We start from the raw sequence: 21,254 nt of genomic DNA, 5'->3' as shown, positions 1-21,254 counted from the left end.
TCTAAAATAGAGACGAGAGCATAGTTATCCCGTGGTACCACTCTAGTTGCCATATAATATGACCACTTTCCATTGTTAACGAGGTGACTCCCCGATATTCTCTACTACAAATTTGAGAACCTTCTCCAAAGTGCGTTTCATTTATGGCTCCTGCATTAGGCTCACACCATCCCTAATTCGCTTTCCAGTTGCTCCATAAACTACTCTCTTCATCTCAGAATTTAACTGTAATTTCAAATTATATTACAGTAGTTCCTTTTTTTAGCCAACTGTCTTTTGATTTTTAAATAATTGAATCGATTCCAATGGTGTATTTTGGTAGTAGGACAAATTACGCGTACATTAATACCGTATCTAAAAGGAAAAGGAACATTCCCCACTAATTAGTGGGAATGTTCCTTTTCTGCATAATGGATGACATCAGCCATTATGGCGTACAACTCTTTTAATTTTAATTCCTTGTTTTCAGTTAATCTTTTAGCTAATTTTTCACTGATAATCCCTTTTTCAATCAATACATTCCAGTTGTTATCACTTGACTTTCCTACTAATACTTCCGCCAAGTGTTCTGCGACTTCATCTCTTTTAATTGGGTTTTTTTCTTTTTTAGCTACTTTATAGATAACGACATCCAGCTTATCCCCAAGCTCGTTCATTTTCTCTGGACTAACACGTTGAACGCCCTCTTTTAGCATTTTCGCAAACTTAATCTTTGTTGCTGTATCTTCAACTTTTAAGTCATTCGAATAACCACCGACAACGAGACCGTAATTGATTAAAGTTTGAATAGATTTATCATACCATTCATTTTTATAAGGATAATCCATCTCAAAAGAATCTACAAAGGCTCCTTGTTTCTTCAAATCTTCTCGTAAAGTATTAATGAGTTTTTTGTCCTTGCTCATTGCTCTAAAGGTTACGTCTTCTTTAATGGCTATCGCTGCTGCTGCTCCCGCTGCTTCACCTGTCACCATACCCGTTGGAACGACACGTGCACTTCCAGCTGCAAGTGATGAATAACCTGCTGAACGACCTACAACAAGCAAGCCATCGATTTCTTTCGGCACTAAAGAACGGAAAGGAATTGCATATTGATTTGGAGCTGAAATAACATATCCATAATCATGAGGCGTTTGCGCTTGTACATCAACTGGATAAGCAGCTACGCCAATGCTATCCCAATGATCACTATTCTTCCAAACATCAGACATCGGTAATTGGTATTCTGCCCAAATATGTTTTGTTTCGCGGACGTATAGTTCCTCCGGATAACTCACAACTTCTGCATTTTCAAAGCCAGGAAACTTCTCATGTAAATATTTTAAAATATGTTCAGTCTCTTTCTTCCCTTTTTCAATTGCTTCCTGTTTAGAAAGTTCATTCAAACCATCGATTCCGAAAATTTGTAAAGCATTAATATAATATTCATCATCTACTTTTGCTAAATTCAAGCCTCGTAATCTCGTACCTTCTAGTACTGGCTTATAGTCATCATGAAGCTTTGTAAAGCCCCACATAACTGAATCATTTAGGTGAGCACCACCAAAAGTATTTGAATTTGCTTCTTTTTTCACCTTATCCCAATCAACATTTTTTAAATGTAGCATCAAGGTAACAGCCATTCTCTTATCCTTAATACCAATATCTTCTCCACCCATGAAAAATGGAACTTTTGACATTGTAGCAAAATCAGCATCTTGTGTAGCATCAATGAATGTCTTGCCTTTTACAGCATACGTACCATATTTATTTTTTAATTCCACTGATGTTAGCTGATTTGAATCAAGATTGGCATTAACGACTTCTGTTTGTACAGAAAGCGTTAAATTTGGTTCTTCATCGACAAGCTTTTTAAAGGCAGCCTTCGCATCTACAATTCCAAAGGCATCTTTCCCTCTAACTAGGTCGTGCCATTCTTTAAAAATACCCATACTGACTGGTCGTTTAGAGTCATTTCGAGGTATATCAAGGAAATTGAGCATTCCATACGTAAATAATCCGCCTAATTCTTCACGCTTTTCTACTAAAAGTGTTTTTGCACCATTACGAGCTGCTGATACTGCAGCAGCAACCCCTTCTGGCTCTCCACCAATGACAATTACATCATATTCTTCATTTATCGTTTTTTCCGGAATTGGCTTTTCATAGTTTTTCACAAGTTTTTTATGTGCCATTTCACTTCTAATATCTGTTATAAAATAATAACTTCCTATACCTAGTACAATTACTACTATTAATATGGCTGATCTTACCAAGCCCTTACCCATAACATACCTCCAATAGATAAAATTCCCATCTGTATCTCTTGTTTATAATCATGATCACCTTTTGAAAAAGTTGACATGACATATTTATATAGTTATTAACTGTTTTACATTTCAACGTGAGTTCGTAGCAAACCTAATAGGTCTTTACAGTCTAGGTACTTTTCAAAATAGTTTTTCACACAGTAGATAAAATCGAATCCACCTAAAATAACTTACCTTGGTGAGTTCAAGGGTTTTCATTTCCTATAACAAGTGGTGCCATTTTGGACGGCACGGCATGAAAGTATGATGAAATAATAGTCTTCTACTGACAGTTACCTATACTGATATTCGTAGTGGCAAATCATTGGGGTTGGAATAGCAGCAGAATATCAACTTTAAGAACTAACCAAATGCATTTAAAGCATAAGAAACAATAAATATGTATGTATAATCTAAAACAAAAAAAGATACATAATCATTCTAGCGATATTGTAACAATGAAGCAACTAGAACCTATTAAATTGTTGTAGGTCTTTATGATTGTTTTTTCATTTTCCGACAGAAATCTCCATTTCAAGGAATGTAATGGGCGCAGCTAATGAGTAAAGTATACCTCCATCATGATGAAGCTTTTGATACATAGTTATTTATTATTGTCCGCTTTCCCACCAAATAAATCTAATTCCATTACTTCTGAATTCGCCAAATCTCCCACACTAATGTCAAGCCTGTATTTCTTGTGAAATAAATGCCTTCCTCAACATGGCGGAAGGCAAAAGACTTATTTTTTATTTTCTAAATAATTACAGAAAGGACAAAGATGATCTCTATTTATAAAAATAGCACTGAACATAAATGACCATGGAATATCATCGGTACATCTTTCACATTTATCATAATAAAAAGGTAATAAACCATTTTCTATAAAGACATGCCATTGTTCATCTGATAATCTTCCAGGTCCGTTTTTTATGGCAAGTATCGATATTTCCAGCACTTCACCATCGTAAAATCTATTTGTACTAATTAGTTTCTCCACATAAGAAATGAATTCAGATGGTTCACTTAATATTCTTTGTTTTAATTCTCTATGCATAAAAACCCCACTAAATTAAAGAAATTGAAAAAGAACAAGTCTCATTTTTTCGAGTACCTGGAATAAATCTTTCATACTAAATACTTACGTTCAATAATTTTCATCAATGAGACACAACGATATGGATTTAATCATCAATTTAATAAAAAAGCATTTCTACATTATCGTAAAAGCTTATATAAGCGTCATGTCCTCAATTACTAGATGTTCATGCATTATCAATCCTTTCTAACTCATCCGCCAATGTCTCATTATGCTTTGTGTTTGCTACCAATAGGAACAAATGTTAAAAGAATAAATACAAATTATAAACCCTTAAAAATGTATCTTTTATAATATATTTTTTTCATTCCATACCATTTCATTCAGATAAAAATTCACACCTAGTTAGGCTGTTAATGACCTGTTTAGTCTTCCAATGTACTTCAAAGCTAATAATTGACGCTAAGACAGTCACTGAACTTCCTCAGGTAACAGCTTGGATTGTTCAATAGTTTGTATTACTTCTTCTAAAATGTTTATAACTCTTTCAGCTTTTTCTACAATGTATGTATTACTTATTCCCTTGTGTAAATATTATATGGTATTTCAGGTATAATTTGTATAAAATAAAAAAATAGAGACACAAATTAACATATCCCTCAGTGTGTATGTAATTATCCGATTGTAATACTCATAACGTTTGTTTTATTTTTATTTGTCAAACCATCTATCGTCCACCCTCTGACTTTTAAATAAGCCCTTGTCTAACTTACCCAAAAAAGCTTACATATTTTTAAAAATTACATCCCTGATTCAAGATCATAATAAATTGGTAATTTTTCCGCGTATCTAATAAGTAGGAAGTGTTTAAAAAGCTATATAGAAATAGATTGCGAGGTATATATGAAAAAATCATTAAAATTTCTTCTATTATTATTCTTGTTATTGTAGTCGTGTCTATAGTCGCTTTGCTATTATTTGGACGTAACAACCATAGTAATTTATCTGGAAGCTTTTCTGAAAAAATCGAGCAATATTTGATAAATGAAAAATTTCAGGGTACCGTCCTAATCGCAAAGGAAGATGAAGTGTTATTTACAAAAGGTTACGGATTGTTTGCCACTGATTTACCTAATAGCCCAAGTACGCTCTATCAGATTGCTTCATTATCTAAAACATTCACGGCAGTAGCAGTCATGCAACTAGTAGAAAAGGAACTTCTAAACTTAGATCATCCAATTTCGCAATACTTTCCAGACTTTCCGAATGGAGAAACTATTACAATAAGTCATCTGCTAAGTCATAGCTCGGGAATTCCGGACTATCTAAAGGGAAATTTTGATTACAGTAAAGAATGGATTCCAATTGATATTGTAAATACCGTTAGTGATTCTGAATTAGAATTTACCCCAGGTACAAGCTTTAGTTATAGTAATACTGGTTATGTGATGTTAGGACTTATTATTGAAAAAGTCAGCGGACAGCCCTATGCAAATTATATAGAAGAACATATTTTTGAGCCGAGCAACATGATTAATTCTATGTTTACAGTTCCGGATGATTTACCCAAAGCGGAAGGACATATAGAGGGGAAAGTCGGACCATTAATGCATAATTCTGCTGCATATGCAGCTGGGGATATCATTTCTTCAGCTGAAGATTTAGAACTGTTTGATCGAGCCTTGCGTAATAATGAATTGATCAGCAAAAAATCTTTAGAGCTGATGGGTATGACCCATGCTAAAAAGTTTCCGAATCAATACGGATTTGGTTGGTATACACAAGATGTCATGGGGAAAAATGCTGTTGGGCATCCAGGAGGATATCCAAGTGGGTTCCGTCATTATGTTACACGGCTAAATGACGAAGAATTAACAGTGATCGTTCTTAGAATGAGATGACGGTGAATTCAAAAAAAATCAAACGTCACCTTATATCCATCGTTCTTCAGCAGCCAATTTGGATATGGGAAGAGAAACTTTAATGATAAAAGCCTTTTCTCAAGTTTGAATGAAATAAAGCCCCTTCTCACTAGAGAGCGCTTTATTTCATTAAACCTGTTCTTTACAATTGAGACGATTAAATACATAAAAAAGTATATGTATTCACTTTTTATTAACATTATCCCCACTCTTACCCCGCTCAAATATTTGACAACACATAACCAAACGTTGATTTAATAATGTTTATAGACTATGGTACATATTTCATGATATACTAGTGCCATTGTGAAAAAAGGAGGAACTTGCATGATTCAAGTAAGTAATGTAGGTCTTCGCTATGGCGATCGTAAACTATTTGAAGACGTAAATATAAAATTCACACCAGGGAACTGCTACGGTTTAATCGGTGCAAACGGTGCTGGTAAATCAACATTTTTAAAAATTCTTTCTGGTGAAATTGAAGCGCAAGAAGGACACGTATCAATGGGTAAGGACGAACGTTTATCAGTTCTTAAACAAAACCACTTTGAATACGATGAATTCAATGTATTAGATACAGTTGTTATGGGGAACAAACGTCTTTGGGAAGTAAAATCTGAAAAAGACGCTATCTACGCAAAAGAAGACTTTTCTGATGAGGATGGCATGCGTGCTGCTGAATTAGAAGGTGAATTCGCTGACCTAAATGGTTGGGAAGCTGACTCAGAAGCAGCAACATTATTAAACGGGTTAGGAATTGGCGACGAGCTTCACTATATGCTAATGGCTGACCTTGAAGGTTCTGACAAAGTCAAAGTATTATTAGCACAAGCTCTATTTGGTAAACCAGACGTTCTATTACTAGATGAGCCTACCAACCACCTTGACTTAAAAGCAATTCAATGGTTAGAAGAATTCTTAATTAACTTTGAAAATACGGTTATTGTTGTATCCCATGACCGTCACTTCTTAAATAAAGTGTGTACGCATATCGCGGATTTAGACTTCTCTAAAATCCAATTATATGTTGGTAACTATGACTTCTGGTATGAGTCTAGCCAATTAGCACAAAAAATGATGGCAGACCAAAACAAGAAGAAAGAAGAAAAGATTAAAGAGCTACAAGCATTCGTTGCTCGTTTCTCTGCGAATGCTTCGAAATCAAGCCAAGCGACTTCTCGTAAGAAAATGTTGGATAAAATCGAGCTTGACGACATTAAACCTTCTAGCCGTAAATATCCATTCATCAACTTCCAAACTGGACGTGAAATCGGTAACGATGTTTTAACAGTGGAAGGTCTTACAGCAAGTAATGAAGGCGAAACACTATTTAAAGATATTCGCTTTTCAATGAACAAAGAAGATAAAATCATTTTACTTGGTAATCCAATGGCAAAAACAGCTCTTCTTGATATTTTAACGGATGAAAGAAAAGCAGATGCTGGTACGTTCAAATGGGGCGTAACAACTTCTCAAAGTTACTTTGAAAATGATCACGATAAATACTTCGAAGGTTCAGAGAAATCATTAGTGGAATGGTTACGCCAATATTCTCCTGATGATGAAACAGAAAGCTTCTTACGTGGCTTCTTAGGTCGTATGTTATTCTCTGGTGAGGAAGTAAAAAAATCACCTTCTGTACTTTCAGGGGGAGAAAAAGTACGTTGTATGCTATCTAAAATGATGCTTGCTACAGCAAACGTTGTTTTACTAGATGAACCAACGAACCATCTTGATCTTGAATCTATTCAAGCACTAAATGAAGGACTTATGCGCTTCAAAGGTGCGATGCTGTTCACATCTCATGACCATCAGTTCATCCAAACAATTGCGAACCGTGTCATCGAAATCCGTGAAGACGGTACAATTTTAGATAAACTATTAACTTATGATGAATTCCTTGAGTGGAAAGATAGCCAAGGCTTAAGCTAATATTAAAAGGGTTCTCCTATTCAAAAAGGAGAACCCTGTTTTTTTATTGCTATAAAGCTTTCCTTGTAAAAATAATGTCCACGATTACTTTGTCGATGTTGTCATTGCCACTTCCACTTGAGTATCTGAAAGCTGTTCATTTTCTTGTACTTTCTCGACAGTTTCTTCATATTGAGTGATGATCCGTGTATCAGGCGAAAATACTGCAAGTAGCAATGATATTAGAAGCCCAGCTATCATCAAACCACCAAATAAATACGGTGAAGCCCCATACTCTGTTGCTAAAGAAGTCCATAGCATTGGTCCAAAACCGACGATTGCTGCTGCGATTTGATAGCCAAAGGATAGCCCCGTATAGCGAACATTCGCTGGGAATAATTCAGAGAAGAACGTACCTTGCGTCGCGAAAATGGCTGCCCATACGACACCAAGTAAAACGACTTGTAACATAAAGAAATAAGTTGAACTGACCGGAATCATAACGAAATAAGGAATAGCTAGCAATAACATTGTGATAAGGCCACCGATATAAATTTTCTTACGTCCTATAAAGTCTGAAAAATAACCAACTAGTGGAATTGTGACTATCATTGTTGCACAGCTTATTGTTAAAGCAAATAATGCGACATCCCTTGTGTAGCCAATATACGTCGTCGCATACACTAATATAAATGACATTAAAAATACATTAAAGAATCCGTCCCCTATTTTTAATCCAATAATGCGGAAAATGTCTTTTTTGTTATATTTAAATACTTGGACAATTGGTAGCTTAGCTAGTTCACCATTGTCTTTTTTGCGTTTAAATTCAGGTGTTTCTTCAATCCCGCTTCGAATCCATATCGCTAATACGATTAAAACTGCACTAAATAGAAATGGTAAACGCCATCCCCAGGCCATAAATTGTGCTTCAGTCGTTAATGAAGAAATAAGCGTAAAACTAAATGTCCCTAAAACTAAACCGATTGGAACACCAAGCTGCGGAATAGAGCCAAAAAAGCCACGCACACCTTTTGTAGCCGATTCGGTAGCTAGTAACACAGCACCTCCCCACTCACCCCCAAGTGCAATCCCTTGAATAAGTCGCAAAATGACTAAAAGCATTGGCGCGAGTAACCCCACTTGCGCATAAGTAGGTAATAAACCGATCAAAAAAGAACTACCGCCCATTCCAATTAACGTAAGCATAAGCGAGGCTTTCCTTCCGACACGATCACCCATATGTCCAAAAATTAAACTTCCAATTGGTCGTGCCGCATAGCCAGCTCCAAACGTAGCAAATGCAATTAAAATCGAAATTGCTGGATTAGTCGAAGGGAAAAATAGCGTTGTAAAAACTAATCCTGTTGCCGTTCCATACAAATAAAAATCGTACCATTCAATAATTGAGCCTGCTAAACTTGCTAATAATATTTTCACATTTTTCATATAGCCCCTGCTCTCTACAGTCAAATTTTTATATCATTCGCTTTAACTAAAAATAGCGTTACGTAAAACATGCTTTTGAATTTTGCCAACTGGTGTACGAGGGAAATCTGTCACAAATTCAATACGATCCGGCACTTTAAATTTTGCGAGACGTTCCCGACAATGTGCAATCAACGCCTCTTCACTAATAGCAACGCCAGTCTGTAAAATAACATAAGCTTTAATAGCTTCATCACGCATATCATCTGGTACACCGATGACTGCCGCTTCAAATACGAATGGATGCTCTGTTAATACACGCTCCACTTCATTGGCTGCCACATTTTCCCCTGAACGTTTAATCATATCCTTTATGCGATCAACAAAATAAAAATAGCCATCTTCATCTATTCTGGCGTTATCCCCAGTCAGTAGCCAGCTATCTTTAAACGTATCGTTTGTCGCTTGCTCGTTCTTAAAATAGCCTTTCATTAACGTTCTACCTGGTATCCCTTTAACGGCAATTTGACCAATCTCCCCTTGATTTACGGGAATCCCATGTTCATCGACAAGCTGAACCTCATAACCAATGCTTGGTCTACCAATACTCATATTTTTTCGTATTCCAAATAGAGGATTTATTAGTGGAATCCCGACAGTCTCGGTCAATCCATACAGTTGCAATAACCTCACATCAAATTGTTCTTCAAACTGTATTAATTGGTGTTCTGCTACTGACTGTGCAAAAAGAATAAGTCGTAGCGGGTTATCCAGCGCCTCTTTTTCATAATCTTTCGCTAGAATCATACGAATAGGTGCGGCAAATAATGAGCCGACCGTTCCACCTAATGCCTTTGCTTGTTTAAAATAACGCGAAGCACTAAATTTCTCCGTAACTGCAATGCCTGCTCCTACCATGATGGCAGACATCGTGGAGTAATATTGCGCATTCCCATGGAAAAGCGGTAGGACAATAAATGTTCGATCTTCAGGTGTTAAAGCGATTGAACGTGCCATTAACTCCCCTGTGTAAATATAATTAGCATGTGTCACTTGTACACCTTTTGGTTTGGATGTAGTCCCAGATGTATAAAGCAATGCCACAATATCTTCTGCGAAAACTGTTGGGAAATACACATTGTTATCGCTCTCATCTTTAATGAGCTCAGAGAAATATAAGACACCATCAGCGTTATCTAGTTGTCTCGTAACAATAATATTTTGTATAGTTGGTGTTTGAGACTGTATACTAACAAACTTTTCGATATAGTCCTCTTCCGTAATAATAAGAACAGCTTCGGAATGAGCAATAATATAAGACATCTCATCCGCCGGAGATAAAATATTAGTTGGCACCATGATGCCACCAATTTCAGCAAGAGCGAACCACGCTGTAAAAAACTCCATATTGTTCGGTAAATGCAACACAACATGATCCCCTTTTTTAATGCCCAGCTTAAGAAGTGCATTACTGAAGCACATAACTTCCTGATAAAAATCCCCATAACTTTTTTCGAAATAAATTCCGTTACGGTCCTCAAACCGAATAAAACTTTTTTCAGGCTGTTGCGCAACTCTCTCCCTTAAAACAGAACGTAATGTTCTATTTCCAATTAGATCCATGATCTACACCCCTTTTGAAATAGTTTCATAGACTATAGTCTGTATATTAATCGTCAAGGCAAATATTTGTCAATATTATTTCAAATAATTCTGAAAATAAGTTAATAACATAAACGAGTATTATGCTAAAGTTAAATAGCAAATCTAGTGGAAATGTGGTGATGTTGCAATGAAGATGACAAGAAAACAGCAGGCTCAAGAAACGAAGAAACATATATATTTAACAGCGCTTACATTATTCCAAACGAAAGGCTTTGATCAAGTAACGGTCGATGAAATTGTTCAGAAAAGCAACAGCTCAAAAGGAGCATTTTATGGTCATTTCTCTTCAAAGTACGATATTTTCCTAGAGAAGTTTAAAGAAATTGATCATTTTTATGAAGAATTTACGACTACACTGCCCGTAAGTCTTTCCTTCAAGGAAAAGGTAATCTCATTAATTGATGCACAAATGAAATATTTAAAAGATGATTTAGGAATGGATTTAATGCGGTCTGTTTACAAAAGTGGCTTAATTGAAAACGAAAGAAATTTCTTTTCTAATTCTGAACGCAAATTGTATAAAATCTTGCATTCATTTATACAAAAAGCAATTAAGGATGGCGAATTATCTGTACAAATAAATGTGCAGGAAACTGTGATTTACATTACTCGTTGTATGCGAGGTTCTTTATATGACTGGTTAGTTTTTGGAAAAGATTTTGATTTGTTACAAGAAAGTAAAGGCTTTATTGCAATATTTTTAGATGGTTTGCTATTAAATAAGGATCGTTAATAATTTGAAGCCAATAACCAATTCTACTTTAAACGAAAATAGGCACTTCCTATTTACAAATAAATTAGGATTGCCTATTTTCTCGTTATATGTAATTGTTTTTCATATTTACGAAAAATAAAAAAAAGACAGATACATTGAGTATCTGCCTAAAACGTCTACTTTTGCATTTCTTTCGTTGGTCCCATTATGCCTGGTACTGGTAAGCCTGCTTGACGTAGTAGCACCGTCATTTGTCCACGGTGATGTGTTTGATGATCGATTAGTACACGTAATAATGCACCTCTAGCAATTGGACCAGTGAAGCCTTTTACTTCTTCCAGCAAGTCCTCATTTGATAGCTTTGCCGCTTCCTCTTTCACACCATTTGCTAGTTTTTCGTAAGCAGCTACAATTTCAGCTGCTGTAGATGGAATTGGATCTTCTTGACGAATCATAGGCACCTGTAAACCTGCTAAATAACTGAAATAACCAGCAGCACCAACTAAATGCCACCCTAACCAGCCTAATGAACTGTGACCTTCTACAATGCTTTGCTCTAGCTTTTCATCTGTTACGGCTTTTAATACTTGAATAGTACCTTGTGCTGATGCTGACCACTCATTTAAAAAATCATCTACTTGTCGATACATTTAAATGCCCCCCATTTTCGTAAATTCATCTCTATCATATTAAATTAGAAACTCTCTTACAAGTTTCTAGTATCCAATTGACATAATATTATTATTTAAAATCAAATGCTCTTGTTGCTAACACATCCTTTTGTACAGTATACCGAGCATTATTTTTTGTGATCGGCTTAATGCGTCTAGCAAATAGATTACTCTTGTAAACTGGTTTTCATAATATTCGTATAACCTCTAGACTTCACGTATAATGAAAGAAAAGAACGGAAGACGTTCTATGTAAAATGGGAAATAACTTAAACTATTCAATCGCCCTAGACTTCTTTTAGATTAACACACTCTAGAGGGTACAATGACCACAACGACATATTCTGTATAGAAGCCATGATGTTGACACGAATATGGAACGTTTTGCATTACACCTACCCTACAAAAATTGAATAAAAATTATTTCACAGGCGTCCTGCTTGGGCGCTTTTCATTTTGAGTAAGGAGGCCTTTTATGAGTGAAATACATAGATCAACAACAGATGAAGATTTGTCCGAAGAAGAATTGATTGAGCTTGTCCTCGCGGAACAGGAAAAAGCGTTAGCACAAGAACAAGAAGAACGCCTCAAAGGGAAAAAGCCCAAAAAACAAAGACCGATTGTCAAATGGATTGTCTGGAGTATGGCATTTGTGTTAATTTTGAATACATTTGCACTTATCTTTCATATTTACTCCATTCCAGCGATTGAATTTTTGAAAGTGTCTACTCGGTTATCAACACAAGAAGATATAAAAACATATAAAAAGGCTGTTGTAGAGATCTCTACAGGTTCTAGTAAAGGTACTGGTTTTGTGATTTCTTCAGATGGACTTATCGTAACCAATGCACACGTTGTAGATGATGCACAATCATTAATCGTTGTTTTCCCTGAGGAAGGATTAATGGGTGCCAAGATAGTGGAAAGTTACCCCGACGTAGATTTAGCATTATTGCAAGTAACTGGTGATGATCTACCTTCCCTTTCACTTGCTAAAAATCCGAGCTATAGCAAAAATGAGCATGTGTATTTCATTGGTAATCCACTAGCCTTTACGGGCATTGCAAATGAAGGTACATTACTGGAATCAACATACCTAGAGGATTGGCAGGAACCTGTTATGATGATGGATGCCCCTGTTTATCGAGGAAATAGTGGGAGTCCAGTCATAAATGCTGATGGCGAGGTTATCGGGATTGTCTTTGCAACGGCGAAAAAAGATCCATATGGCCGTGTCGGTTTGTTTATTCCGGTTGAGGTGTTACAGCGTATTTTAAGTAAATAATACCTATAGCTACAATTCGGTTGAAAACATATTTGTTTAATTCTTCAGAAGTAAAGCCGTCTAGTCCTTTTGTATAAAAATGACCTTCTAAATATAATGAAGGTCATTTTTTGATTAATTTTAATTTCCTGTTTGAGAAATTTCACTAATAATATGACTAAGAGCTTCGTTTATCGGTGTAGCATGGCGACCAAGTAATCTTTCTAAATCGTTACTTTCAATCTCTAAACCACCTTCTCGAATACCTTTTTGCGTGTTTACGAGCATAGGAAGGTATGCTTCTGGTACACCTGCACCTTTCATAATATCGGCATAAGTAGCATCATCGACTTGTTGTACATGAACTTCTTTCCCTAATACATTTCCAAGAGCAGAAACTAATTCCTCTTGCGTCATTAGCTTCCCAGAAAGCTCATAAATTGTATTCCCGTGTCCTATCCCTATCAATACATTTGCTGCTGCCTCCGCTAAATCTTGTCGAAGTACCCAGCCTACTTTTCCTTTTCCTGCTGATGTAACCCAAGGTGCTCCTACCATCGCACCCTGTATGCTCCCAATTTCATTTTCAAAATACCAATTGTTTCGTAAAAATGAGTAAGGAATCCCTGTTTTCAAAATTGCTTCTTCTCTGGCTCTATGGGATAAAGCGAGGAAAAAATCACTTTCATTTGCATTTGTTACGCTAGTATAAGCAATAAATTTCACTTGAGCACGTTGAGCAGCAGTTACGGCATTCGTATGTTGTCTCATTATTGTTTCATAATCACCAAACGTAGATATTATTAAAACTCGATCAATTCCTGAAAAGGCAGAATCTAATGTTTCTGGTTGATCAAAATTTCCGTGTCGAACTTCTACTCCGAGAGCTCGCAATCCTTCTGCTTTCTCCGGATTTCGAACACTAACGGCCAACTCACTCGCCGGTATAGCTTTTAATAATGCTTCTACAACCTTTGATCCTAGTTTTCCCGTTGCTCCTGTAACTAATATTTTCATATTTTTCCCTCCAATTAGATTTTCATATTGAAAAATAAAATCTAGGTATATACTATATCTACAGTCACAATAATAAAAGTAGGCATTTTTTTATGACATAGTCACAAAAAAAGTACCTTAGGAGAGAGGGATACGACAACCAATGGCTCGATTTAATTTTGAAGGAGAACCTCCTACCGAAGAACAAGAGGAAGTATGTTCGTTGACACTTACTCAAAACGTAATCGCTGGAAGATGGAAAATTATAATTTTATGGTATCTAAGTAGGCGTACAAGAAGATTTAACGAACTTCAAAGGTTGTTACCAGGCATTTCAAAAGGGATATTGACAAGACAACTGAGAGAGTTGGAAGAAGACGGAATGGTGCACAGAGAAGTGTATAAACAAGTTCCTCCAAAAGTTGAATACTCACTAACAACACAAGGGAAAAGTTTTATTCCAGTATTGAACACTATGGAAGAATGGGGTAAAAAATATATGGAGAAAAAACAACAGGAAAAAAATTAGTCCTTATTAAATCCTTGATTTCACTGCATAAAAAGCCAACGTTTTGAATAAAATTTATTCAAAACATTGGCTTTCCTTTAATTTCAAAAATTATTTTATAATAAAGATTGATTATTTTGATTCTTCTTATCCCGCAAAAGCCCCTGTTAGTTGGACAAGGAAAAGCAAAAAAATAATCAATTAATCTCACCTACATTGTAGGTTTTCCACTGTTCCCTGACTATTTCAGGGATTGAAGATATTTTTCTAATAAAGATAAAAAGAGGGCGATATCATCTTTACTAAGATCACCAATATTGGCCACCCTAAAAGAATTTAATTGATAAACTTTCCCAGGATATATCGTTATTCCGTTAGCATAAAAATAATCATGCATTTCTTTAAAATTATACTTTTCATTTTCGGGTTCTACTATTGCTGTAATAATTTTTGAATGGTGCTCGACAGGGACGAGATAACTTAAACCAAGTCTAGAGAGGCCTTCTACTAAAGTTTCCCAACATTTAGAATAACGTTCATATCTTTCTTTTATTCCTTCTGCTTTTAATTCTACAATTGCCTGTTTTAGCGCATAGATAGTTTGTACAGGCGGAGTAAAACGCATCTGACCTGTCTCGATGAAATGTTGATATTGAGAATAAAGATTTAAGTAATAATTTGTCGGCTTTTTTGTTTTTCCTTTTTCTAGTTCGCTTTTTTTAGCTATAACAAAAGTGACTCCTGCCATTCCTTGAAGGTTTTTATTGGAGCTAGCCGCCAAATAACTTATTTTCATTTTACTCATATTAATAGGAATTGCCGCAAACGAACTCATTGCATCTACCATCATATTAATCTCATTTTCTGCACAAATGGAGCCAATCGATTCTATATCGTTTAATAATCCCGTTGTAGTTTCATTATGCACAACAGCTAGATAAGATACTTTTCGAGGATTTTTTTGAATGAATGACTGTAACTGATCTAATTTAATAGGTTGATCGGGTGGACTTAAAAACTCAATCCAATCCAGCTGATAAGCTTCTGCAATTTCACACATTCTTTTTCCATAGGCTCCGTTATTAATGATTACTAAAACCCCATCAGTCATTACTGAACTCAAGATTGATTCTACAGCAGCAGTACCTGAACCACCGAATAACACGGTTGTATATTGATTCTCTTCTGAAACTAAACTAGTAAGTTCAGAAGTAACAAATTGCAATAATTGGCTGAAGTCATCTTCACGAGGGCAAATATCAGGTACCACTTGTGCGTATTTAACCGTATCTGTTGTAGTAGCAGGTCCGGGATTCAGTAATATATTTCTTTTAATTTTTTTCACGGTACTCCTCCCTTTAATTTTATTACACTTTTATACGCGGTTCGAATTATCCCTGTAGAGAAGTTCTTATAGGTAAGATCGGCCTGCTAATATTTATTTTCAGAACGATTATTTAAGAAATCTCTGTAAACGAGTTTTAACTTCACTTGGAGTAACTTTTGGACGTCCTAGATTTTGTTTAGATCCCTTTGAGATTTTTAAATAAATAAAAGTCAGCCCTTTTGCCATTTTCCATTCTTGAATACACTTTTCAAGTTCATGTAAACTATGGATATAGCATGACTTTTCATAACCGCAAGCTGCAGCAATATTGACAAAATCAACATTGTGAGAAACCGTATTTTGCCCTCCAGTTGAATCATGAACTTGATTATCTAGAAGAATGTGGAGCATATTTTCAGGTTGATAGTAGCCATTTGTAGATAAGCTTCCCATTCGCATAAGGAGGGAACCATCTCCATCAATAACAATTACATCTATATCTTTTCGTGTATAGGCTAAGCCTAAACCTAAAGAACCGACACAACCCATGGAACCTACCATATATAGATTATTATCAGAATCCTCGACCTCATATAGTTCCCTTCCTGTTTTACCAGTTGTGGCTATTAGTACTGTTTTCATATCTTTGAGTCCATTTATCACTTTTAAAGTGTCAAAACGGCTTGGCAGTGCATCTAAGTCAGTTTGTTCACTTTTTTCCTTATTTTTATGATTAAGACGTTGCTCTATCTTCAATTTCTCACTTTTAAAAGTTTCTTTTCTCACTACAAAAAAGAATGGTCGATTCGCTTCAATCCACTTGTTAGCCTCTTCAAGTTGTCTCTTTGCCTCACTATCATCAAAAGATAAGAATTGCCATTTTATTTGCATGAGATCTAATAGTTGTGTAGTAATTTGCCCCATTAATTCATGCTGGGGCTCATCATTCAACCCGGGCTCTCCACGGAGACTAACAAACCCAAGTATAGGTATTTGAAAGGGGTAGTTTAAGGAAGTCAATGGAGAAGTACAATTGGTTAGACCAGAGTTTTGCATTAAAACAACTGATTTCCTTCCCCCAAGGTATGCTCCTGAAGCAATAGCTACTGCATCACCTTCGTTGGCTGCAGCAATATATTCACACTCATTTATGGAATAGTTAATAAGATTCTTTAAAAATGAACATGGGACCCCACTGTAAAAGTTAAAACCAAGTTTTTTAAGCTCATTTCCAAATTCACTTGTATTTAACATACCATCACTCCGTTTCCGGTTTTGATTGATTATTAGTTGATGGCAAATATTTCTTCTCCGCTTTTTGAAGCTCCTCAGCATTTTGGAGTCTAAAAATCTCTTGTACACTTACAATCGATTTCTCTACTTGAATGAGACTCTCATCTTTTAGGATTTGTTTGGAGATGTTCTGCATAGCAGTGATCGATGCTCTTAAGTTATGATTAGCCCAGATCGCAGTGCTTATTCCTACTTTTCTGAAATCATTTGTTGGAGTTGTATAATATTTTGTAGGCACAATAACCACTGGATGCCTTCTACCCCATTCCTTCATAAATGCTTCGATTTCTTTAAAATCTGACCTTTTACTATGCATAAGAATTGCATCAGCGCCTGCCTTTCTGTAGGCTTCCGCACGTTTAAGGGCTTCATCCAATCCCAAGCCTGCAATAAAAGCCTCGACTCTAGCTACAACCATAAAGTCTTCATCCTCTTGCGTATCTTTCATTGCTTTTATTTTCCCGCAAAATTCTTCAATCGATGCGAGAAGCTGTAATTCGCCATTAATAAATGAGTTCGTTTTCGGAAAAATTTTATCCTCGATACATACTCCAGCAATATTCAATTGTTCTAGTTTTCTAACTAACCGCCGAGCATTGTTAAAATTCCCATATCCTGTATCTCCATCCAATAGGATAGGAATTGTTGTCGTATCACTCATAAATTCAAGTATATCTAATATCTGCGTCCAAGAAGCTTCATTATTATCTCTTACACCCAATGATCCTGAAATTGATAGACCACTCGCCCAAACCCCTTTAAAACCGGCCTCCTCTACAACTTTTGCGGAAAGACCGTTATGGGCTTCCATTAAAAATTCGAGTTTATCTGAATATATTAATTCTTTTAATTTCTTCGTCTTTTTCAATATCTTCCATCTCCTTACTCGACATATCGTATTATCATATGACTAAAAGTAAAGATTAGCAGGGCAGATACATTAGAAACTAACGATTTTGAAATCAAAAAAGGAAGTATAGAGAACCATCACAATGCTATTTTCTGTGTAGTATATTTATTATGGGACTCTAACAGAAAAATGGGAAAGATTAATTGCGTTACTAAGTCACACCCACCCATGGAAGACAAATCTATTTACATACAATACAGTACCTTCATAAGAGGAGAGGACTACACTCTTAATACTAAAAAAATATCTTACTAAATGAGGTGCGTTTATTGAAAAATGGACTTGGGAAATGGGAACAATTCCTACTATTAAATAAAAATCCTTTAACAACTAACTGCATTCCAAAATCAACACTTTACAGTCTAGAAAACCTCATCTATTTTTTAGATAGGTATGAGTATGTTTATGTGAAACATACTAGCACCGGGCAAGGAAGAGCAATTTATAAAGTCTACAAAAGAAAAGATGGACACTATTGTTTTAATGGATTTAACATGCAAGGTAAAGAAATAAATAAGTGTGTGGCAGCAATTGAGGATTTCCATAAAATTCTACACCCATATGAGAAACACGATAAATTAAGCGGAATTTATATAATACAGGAGGGGATCAAGAGTCTAACCCCTAATGAGGATGCTATTTCTATTCGTGTTCATGTTCAAAATCTAAAAGGAAAATGGATAATCGGTGGTATTTACGGAAGGATTGCATATGAAGATCATGGGATTGTGAATTCAAATCGTGGTTCTCAAGTAATACCGATTGATGAATTATTATCAGATTATATGATGATGGATAATACAAAGAAAAATGAAACAATAGCTTCTCTAAAAAAAATTTCAATTTTAGCATCTGAAGTAATAGCATCCCACTTTCCTTGTAGAGAATATGGCATTGATTTTGGAATAAATCCAAAAGGTAAACCAATATTATTTGAAGTAAATACAACGCCAAGCATAAGTAGTTTTGCCAAAATTGATAAGGAGATCTGGAAGAAAATTGTTGAGATTAGGAAGAAGCAAAATGAAGGCTAAGTTTGAAATGTAGTTATCATATTAGTCCCCAGCATATTTCTATTCTACATCGATAAATTACTTTCCCTATTATAATTATTGGAAAGAAGAAACTTAATTGCATTCATTACTTGTGAACGTTTGGAATTTACCTTTAAGAAGACGTCGTATCAGTCGCATGATGAAGCAACTCAGGATTCTATCAAATTACTCGATTTCCTATTACAAACCTCAAAAAAGCGTAGTAATGAAGCCATTGTCACCAATATTTTATATCAATAATTCCAACAAGAAAAAGAATTATCTGTTTAAGTCCGTGATTTAACATATGTCCATGTCGGAAAAAATGGCACTATTTATGTTTATTTGACAATCTTTTCAACCGAGAACTGGTTGGTGCAAGTTCGGGCCAAAACAAAGACGCAGCGCTTATGTAGATAGCATTGAGCAGTATTAAAGATAATTTTACCAACGTCCAATTAATTTACACAAACCTTGGTTCCGAACTTGATAATCAATTATTGTGGGATTTAAATAAAATTTTATAATAAATAGTCTACGAAGCTCGTTTACAATACGCCCTTTGTAATTGACCAACCTGAAGATAAGCTTGATTAAAGACTTTGATAACTAGCATAAAAAAGTTAAAAAATCAAAGACAAGTCATTGATGTGACCCATAATTCAACATTTGTTTCCAATGCAGATGCAGCGTAAATTATTTTATTAGAGTCAAATGGAGAAAATGGAACGATAAAAAATACGATATAGAGCTATTTGGCTTCCGATCACGTAAAATCTTTATAGCAATAATTTAAATGTGAATGTAGCATATCAGCATAAAATTGATTCTAATAACTCTTGATTTTTAGGATTATTCTTAGTTAACACTTTTACGGCATTCATCCATAAAATAACCTCTTCGGGATAATTTATACGAAGAGGTTATTTTTCGTCAAACTTAATTAATTTATTAAAAAACGACAATTATGTAACTTTAGAATATAGATTGATTAAAAATTTCTTTCAACCCTATTTATCAGTACTGTAAAAACTCCATGTTGAAAAAAGATTGATCAAAATGGAGTTAATCTTTCTAACTAAGTTTGAGATTTTTATTAAAAAGTTAGAGCAATTAAATGAGCCTAGTTTAATAATGGGTTATTTTATAACAGAGTGTTCCTAAAATTTCTTTTGCTATTTCATCTAGCTCTTCTGCGAGTTCATTTTGTATGGGGGGATTTGGCCACCGCATCGCTTCGCTCCTGATGCTACGTCGCAAAACACGCTAATGCTCCATGTTGTATCTCCTGCTTTTGCTTCCTGCAAGTTCTATACTTATTACCATTAATATTACAACATTTCTTTGACAATCATATATGTAGACAGCCCCTCCTCTTCTCTCTCAATTATAAAATGTTTTTTTAGTTTACATAATAAAATTATAATCTTTTTTTAAAAAACGACGACCTAGCTCTATGTGTATTTTTACTCATTGGCTAAATCTATTTGAATACAAAAAAAGACATCCTATATCAATAGGATGCCTTAAGTTTAACGGAAGTAATTTTAATTTCTGAGAATTAAAGTTTAGTTACGTTAGCAGCTTGTGGTCCGCGGTTGCCATCTACAACTTCGAATTCCACTTTTTGACCTTCGTCAAGAGTTTTGAAACCTTCGCCACCGATAGCTGAGAAGTGTACGAATACGTCGTTTTCGCCTTCTACTTCGATGAATCCAAAACCTTTTTCTGAGTTAAACCATTTTACTGTACCTTGTTTCATTTAAGAAAACCTCCAAAAAAATAAAAGTGAACAATATGTAATTTCTTCAGCGAATGAAAAAATTCACATATTACAAAGAGTACCGTACTAACGCGATCACTTTTTGTAATATGTGAATTCATGTTTCCGGTGAAGCAATTAAATTGTTAACCTAAGTATAACCATCATTCATAATTTTGTCAAATAAAGAAAAATGTTTTTTTAAAAATGTCAAAATTTTATTTCTATGACTTAGATTTCAAAGCGATAATACCGTGATAAATTTGTACATCATCATCACAAGCTTCGCAAAAGGCACTTTCATCCTCTGACCAAAAAGCCCAATATCCCCCTTCTTTCGTTACTTCATTGTCATATACTGATCGGAAGTGTTGCAGTTTTCTTTGTAAAGCTGATTCAAATTGCTCTTCTGTTTCGAAGGTTTCATTTGTTTGTATAAAAGCCTCCCAGCCTTCAAACTTCCACCAAGGCTCATAATCAGCTTTCATGTAAATGATTGTATACATATTTGCCACATTCCC

17 protein-coding genes and 1 other annotated feature are annotated in these 21,254 nt (G+C 35.2%); of the genes, 6 read left to right on the top strand and 11 right to left on the bottom strand.

Annotation, left to right across the window (positions count from 1 at the left end):
* Positions 1–5: 5 nt before the first annotated feature.
* Positions 6–225 (bottom strand) — a binding site (T-box leader).
* Between the two features lie 158 nt (positions 226–383).
* Both AC3WSK_RS05855 and AC3WSK_RS05850 read right to left on the bottom strand, forming a co-directional pair.
* A complete protein-coding gene (locus tag AC3WSK_RS05855) occupies positions 384–2,267 on the bottom strand; it encodes an FAD-dependent oxidoreductase (protein ID WP_427484050.1) in 1,884 nt (627 codons plus the stop codon).
* A 763-nt stretch (positions 2,268–3,030) separates the two neighbouring features.
* Positions 3,031–3,345, bottom strand: coding sequence for a hypothetical protein (locus tag AC3WSK_RS05850; protein ID WP_427484051.1), 315 nt, complete (start codon positions 3,343–3,345; stop codon positions 3,031–3,033).
* A gap of 845 nt (positions 3,346–4,190) precedes the next feature.
* On the opposite strand from AC3WSK_RS05850, the gene AC3WSK_RS05845 reads away from it, so the two are divergent.
* Together AC3WSK_RS05845 and AC3WSK_RS05840 are read left to right on the top strand one after the other, a co-directional pair.
* Positions 4,191–5,228: a serine hydrolase domain-containing protein gene (locus AC3WSK_RS05845; RefSeq protein ID WP_492413678.1), complete on the top strand. Its 1,038-nt coding sequence runs from the start codon at positions 4,191–4,193 to the stop codon at positions 5,226–5,228.
* Between the two features lie 348 nt (positions 5,229–5,576).
* A complete protein-coding gene (locus tag AC3WSK_RS05840) occupies positions 5,577–7,181 on the top strand; it encodes an ABC-F family ATP-binding cassette domain-containing protein (RefSeq protein WP_079562284.1) in 1,605 nt (534 codons plus the stop codon).
* A gap of 84 nt (positions 7,182–7,265) precedes the next feature.
* On the opposite strand, the gene AC3WSK_RS05835 is transcribed toward AC3WSK_RS05840, so the two are convergent.
* Both AC3WSK_RS05835 and AC3WSK_RS05830 read right to left on the bottom strand, forming a co-directional pair.
* Positions 7,266–8,609, bottom strand: a complete 1,344-nt coding sequence (locus tag AC3WSK_RS05835) for an MFS transporter (RefSeq protein ID WP_427484054.1) — start codon at positions 8,607–8,609, stop codon at positions 7,266–7,268.
* A gap of 42 nt (positions 8,610–8,651) precedes the next feature.
* Positions 8,652–10,211, bottom strand: a complete 1,560-nt coding sequence (locus AC3WSK_RS05830; RefSeq protein ID WP_079562282.1) for an AMP-binding protein — start codon at positions 10,209–10,211, stop codon at positions 8,652–8,654.
* Positions 10,212–10,380: 169 nt separating this feature from the next.
* On the opposite strand from AC3WSK_RS05830, the gene AC3WSK_RS05825 reads away from it, so the two are divergent.
* On the top strand, positions 10,381–10,986 hold the full coding sequence (locus AC3WSK_RS05825; RefSeq protein WP_079562281.1) for a TetR/AcrR family transcriptional regulator: 606 nt from the start codon (positions 10,381–10,383) through the stop codon (positions 10,984–10,986).
* A gap of 158 nt (positions 10,987–11,144) precedes the next feature.
* Here AC3WSK_RS05825 and AC3WSK_RS05820 read toward each other — a convergent pair whose 3' ends face one another.
* Positions 11,145–11,618, bottom strand: coding sequence for a DinB family protein (locus tag AC3WSK_RS05820; RefSeq protein WP_427484057.1), 474 nt, complete (start codon positions 11,616–11,618; stop codon positions 11,145–11,147).
* A gap of 496 nt (positions 11,619–12,114) precedes the next feature.
* On the opposite strand from AC3WSK_RS05820, the gene AC3WSK_RS05815 reads away from it, so the two are divergent.
* Positions 12,115–12,924: a S1C family serine protease gene (locus tag AC3WSK_RS05815; protein ID WP_079562279.1), complete on the top strand. Its 810-nt coding sequence runs from the start codon at positions 12,115–12,117 to the stop codon at positions 12,922–12,924.
* 120 nt (positions 12,925–13,044) lie between these two features.
* Here AC3WSK_RS05815 and AC3WSK_RS05810 read toward each other — a convergent pair whose 3' ends face one another.
* Complete coding sequence (locus AC3WSK_RS05810; RefSeq protein ID WP_492413682.1) at positions 13,045–13,920, bottom strand: SDR family oxidoreductase; 876 nt, start codon at positions 13,918–13,920, stop codon at positions 13,045–13,047.
* Positions 13,921–14,062: 142 nt separating this feature from the next.
* On the opposite strand from AC3WSK_RS05810, the gene AC3WSK_RS05805 reads away from it, so the two are divergent.
* The gene (locus AC3WSK_RS05805) at positions 14,063–14,428 is read left to right on the top strand and encodes a winged helix-turn-helix transcriptional regulator (protein ID WP_079562277.1); all 366 of its coding nucleotides are present in this window, start codon (positions 14,063–14,065) and stop codon (positions 14,426–14,428) included.
* Positions 14,429–14,648: 220 nt separating this feature from the next.
* On the opposite strand, the gene AC3WSK_RS05800 is transcribed toward AC3WSK_RS05805, so the two are convergent.
* The 3 genes from AC3WSK_RS05800 to aepX all read right to left on the bottom strand — a co-directional run bounded on the left by AC3WSK_RS05800 (position 14,649) and on the right by aepX (position 17,895).
* A complete protein-coding gene (locus AC3WSK_RS05800) occupies positions 14,649–15,752 on the bottom strand; it encodes a 2-aminoethylphosphonate aminotransferase (RefSeq protein ID WP_492413683.1) in 1,104 nt (367 codons plus the stop codon).
* Between the two features lie 108 nt (positions 15,753–15,860).
* Positions 15,861–16,988, bottom strand: a complete 1,128-nt coding sequence (gene aepY / locus AC3WSK_RS05795) for a phosphonopyruvate decarboxylase (protein WP_079562276.1) — start codon at positions 16,986–16,988, stop codon at positions 15,861–15,863.
* Positions 16,989–16,992: 4 nt separating this feature from the next.
* A complete protein-coding gene (aepX, locus tag AC3WSK_RS05790; protein WP_079562275.1) occupies positions 16,993–17,895 on the bottom strand; it encodes a phosphoenolpyruvate mutase in 903 nt (300 codons plus the stop codon).
* 311 nt (positions 17,896–18,206) lie between these two features.
* Here aepX and AC3WSK_RS05785 point away from each other — a divergent pair, with 311 nt between their 5' ends.
* Positions 18,207–18,971: a YheC/YheD family protein gene (locus AC3WSK_RS05785; RefSeq protein WP_492413686.1), complete on the top strand. Its 765-nt coding sequence runs from the start codon at positions 18,207–18,209 to the stop codon at positions 18,969–18,971.
* Positions 18,972–20,532: 1,561 nt separating this feature from the next.
* Here the strand turns inward: AC3WSK_RS05785 and AC3WSK_RS05780 are convergent.
* Positions 20,533–20,733, bottom strand: a complete 201-nt coding sequence (locus AC3WSK_RS05780; protein ID WP_049665398.1) for a cold-shock protein — start codon at positions 20,731–20,733, stop codon at positions 20,533–20,535.
* A 224-nt stretch (positions 20,734–20,957) separates the two neighbouring features.
* Entirely contained in the window at positions 20,958–21,239 is a 282-nt protein-coding gene (locus tag AC3WSK_RS05775; protein WP_079562273.1) for a DUF1033 family protein, read from the bottom strand.
* Positions 21,240–21,254 lie beyond the last annotated feature (15 nt).

It is taken from the genome of Lysinibacillus sp. EB271-A1-10B (assembly GCF_058791335.1).
The sequence above is the reverse complement of the archived record's forward strand: the minus strand, read 5'-3'. Positions and strand labels throughout refer to the sequence as shown.

Bases quoted from the DNA above. Each gene is read 5' to 3' on its own strand.
- AC3WSK_RS05855 (WP_427484050.1), bottom strand. From the start codon at position 2,267: ATGGGTAAGGGCTTGGTAAGATCAGCCATATTAATAGTAGTAATTGTA.
- AC3WSK_RS05850 (WP_427484051.1), bottom strand. From the start codon at position 3,345: ATGCATAGAGAATTAAAACAAAGAATATTAAGTGAACCATCTGAATTC.
- AC3WSK_RS05840 (WP_079562284.1), top strand. From the start codon at position 5,577: ATGATTCAAGTAAGTAATGTAGGTCTTCGCTATGGCGATCGTAAACTA.
- AC3WSK_RS05835 (WP_427484054.1), bottom strand. From the start codon at position 8,609: ATGAAAAATGTGAAAATATTATTAGCAAGTTTAGCAGGCTCAATTATT.
- AC3WSK_RS05830 (WP_079562282.1), bottom strand. From the start codon at position 10,211: ATGGATCTAATTGGAAATAGAACATTACGTTCTGTTTTAAGGGAGAGA.
- AC3WSK_RS05825 (WP_079562281.1), top strand. From the start codon at position 10,381: ATGAAGATGACAAGAAAACAGCAGGCTCAAGAAACGAAGAAACATATA.
- AC3WSK_RS05820 (WP_427484057.1), bottom strand. From the start codon at position 11,618: ATGTATCGACAAGTAGATGATTTTTTAAATGAGTGGTCAGCATCAGCA.
- AC3WSK_RS05815 (WP_079562279.1), top strand. From the start codon at position 12,115: ATGAGTGAAATACATAGATCAACAACAGATGAAGATTTGTCCGAAGAA.
- AC3WSK_RS05810 (WP_492413682.1), bottom strand. From the start codon at position 13,920: ATGAAAATATTAGTTACAGGAGCAACGGGAAAACTAGGATCAAAGGTT.
- AC3WSK_RS05805 (WP_079562277.1), top strand. From the start codon at position 14,063: ATGGCTCGATTTAATTTTGAAGGAGAACCTCCTACCGAAGAACAAGAG.
- aepY (WP_079562276.1), bottom strand. From the start codon at position 16,988: ATGTTAAATACAAGTGAATTTGGAAATGAGCTTAAAAAACTTGGTTTT.
- AC3WSK_RS05780 (WP_049665398.1), bottom strand. From the start codon at position 20,733: ATGAAACAAGGTACAGTAAAATGGTTTAACTCAGAAAAAGGTTTTGGA.
- AC3WSK_RS05775 (WP_079562273.1), bottom strand. From the start codon at position 21,239: ATGTATACAATCATTTACATGAAAGCTGATTATGAGCCTTGGTGGAAG.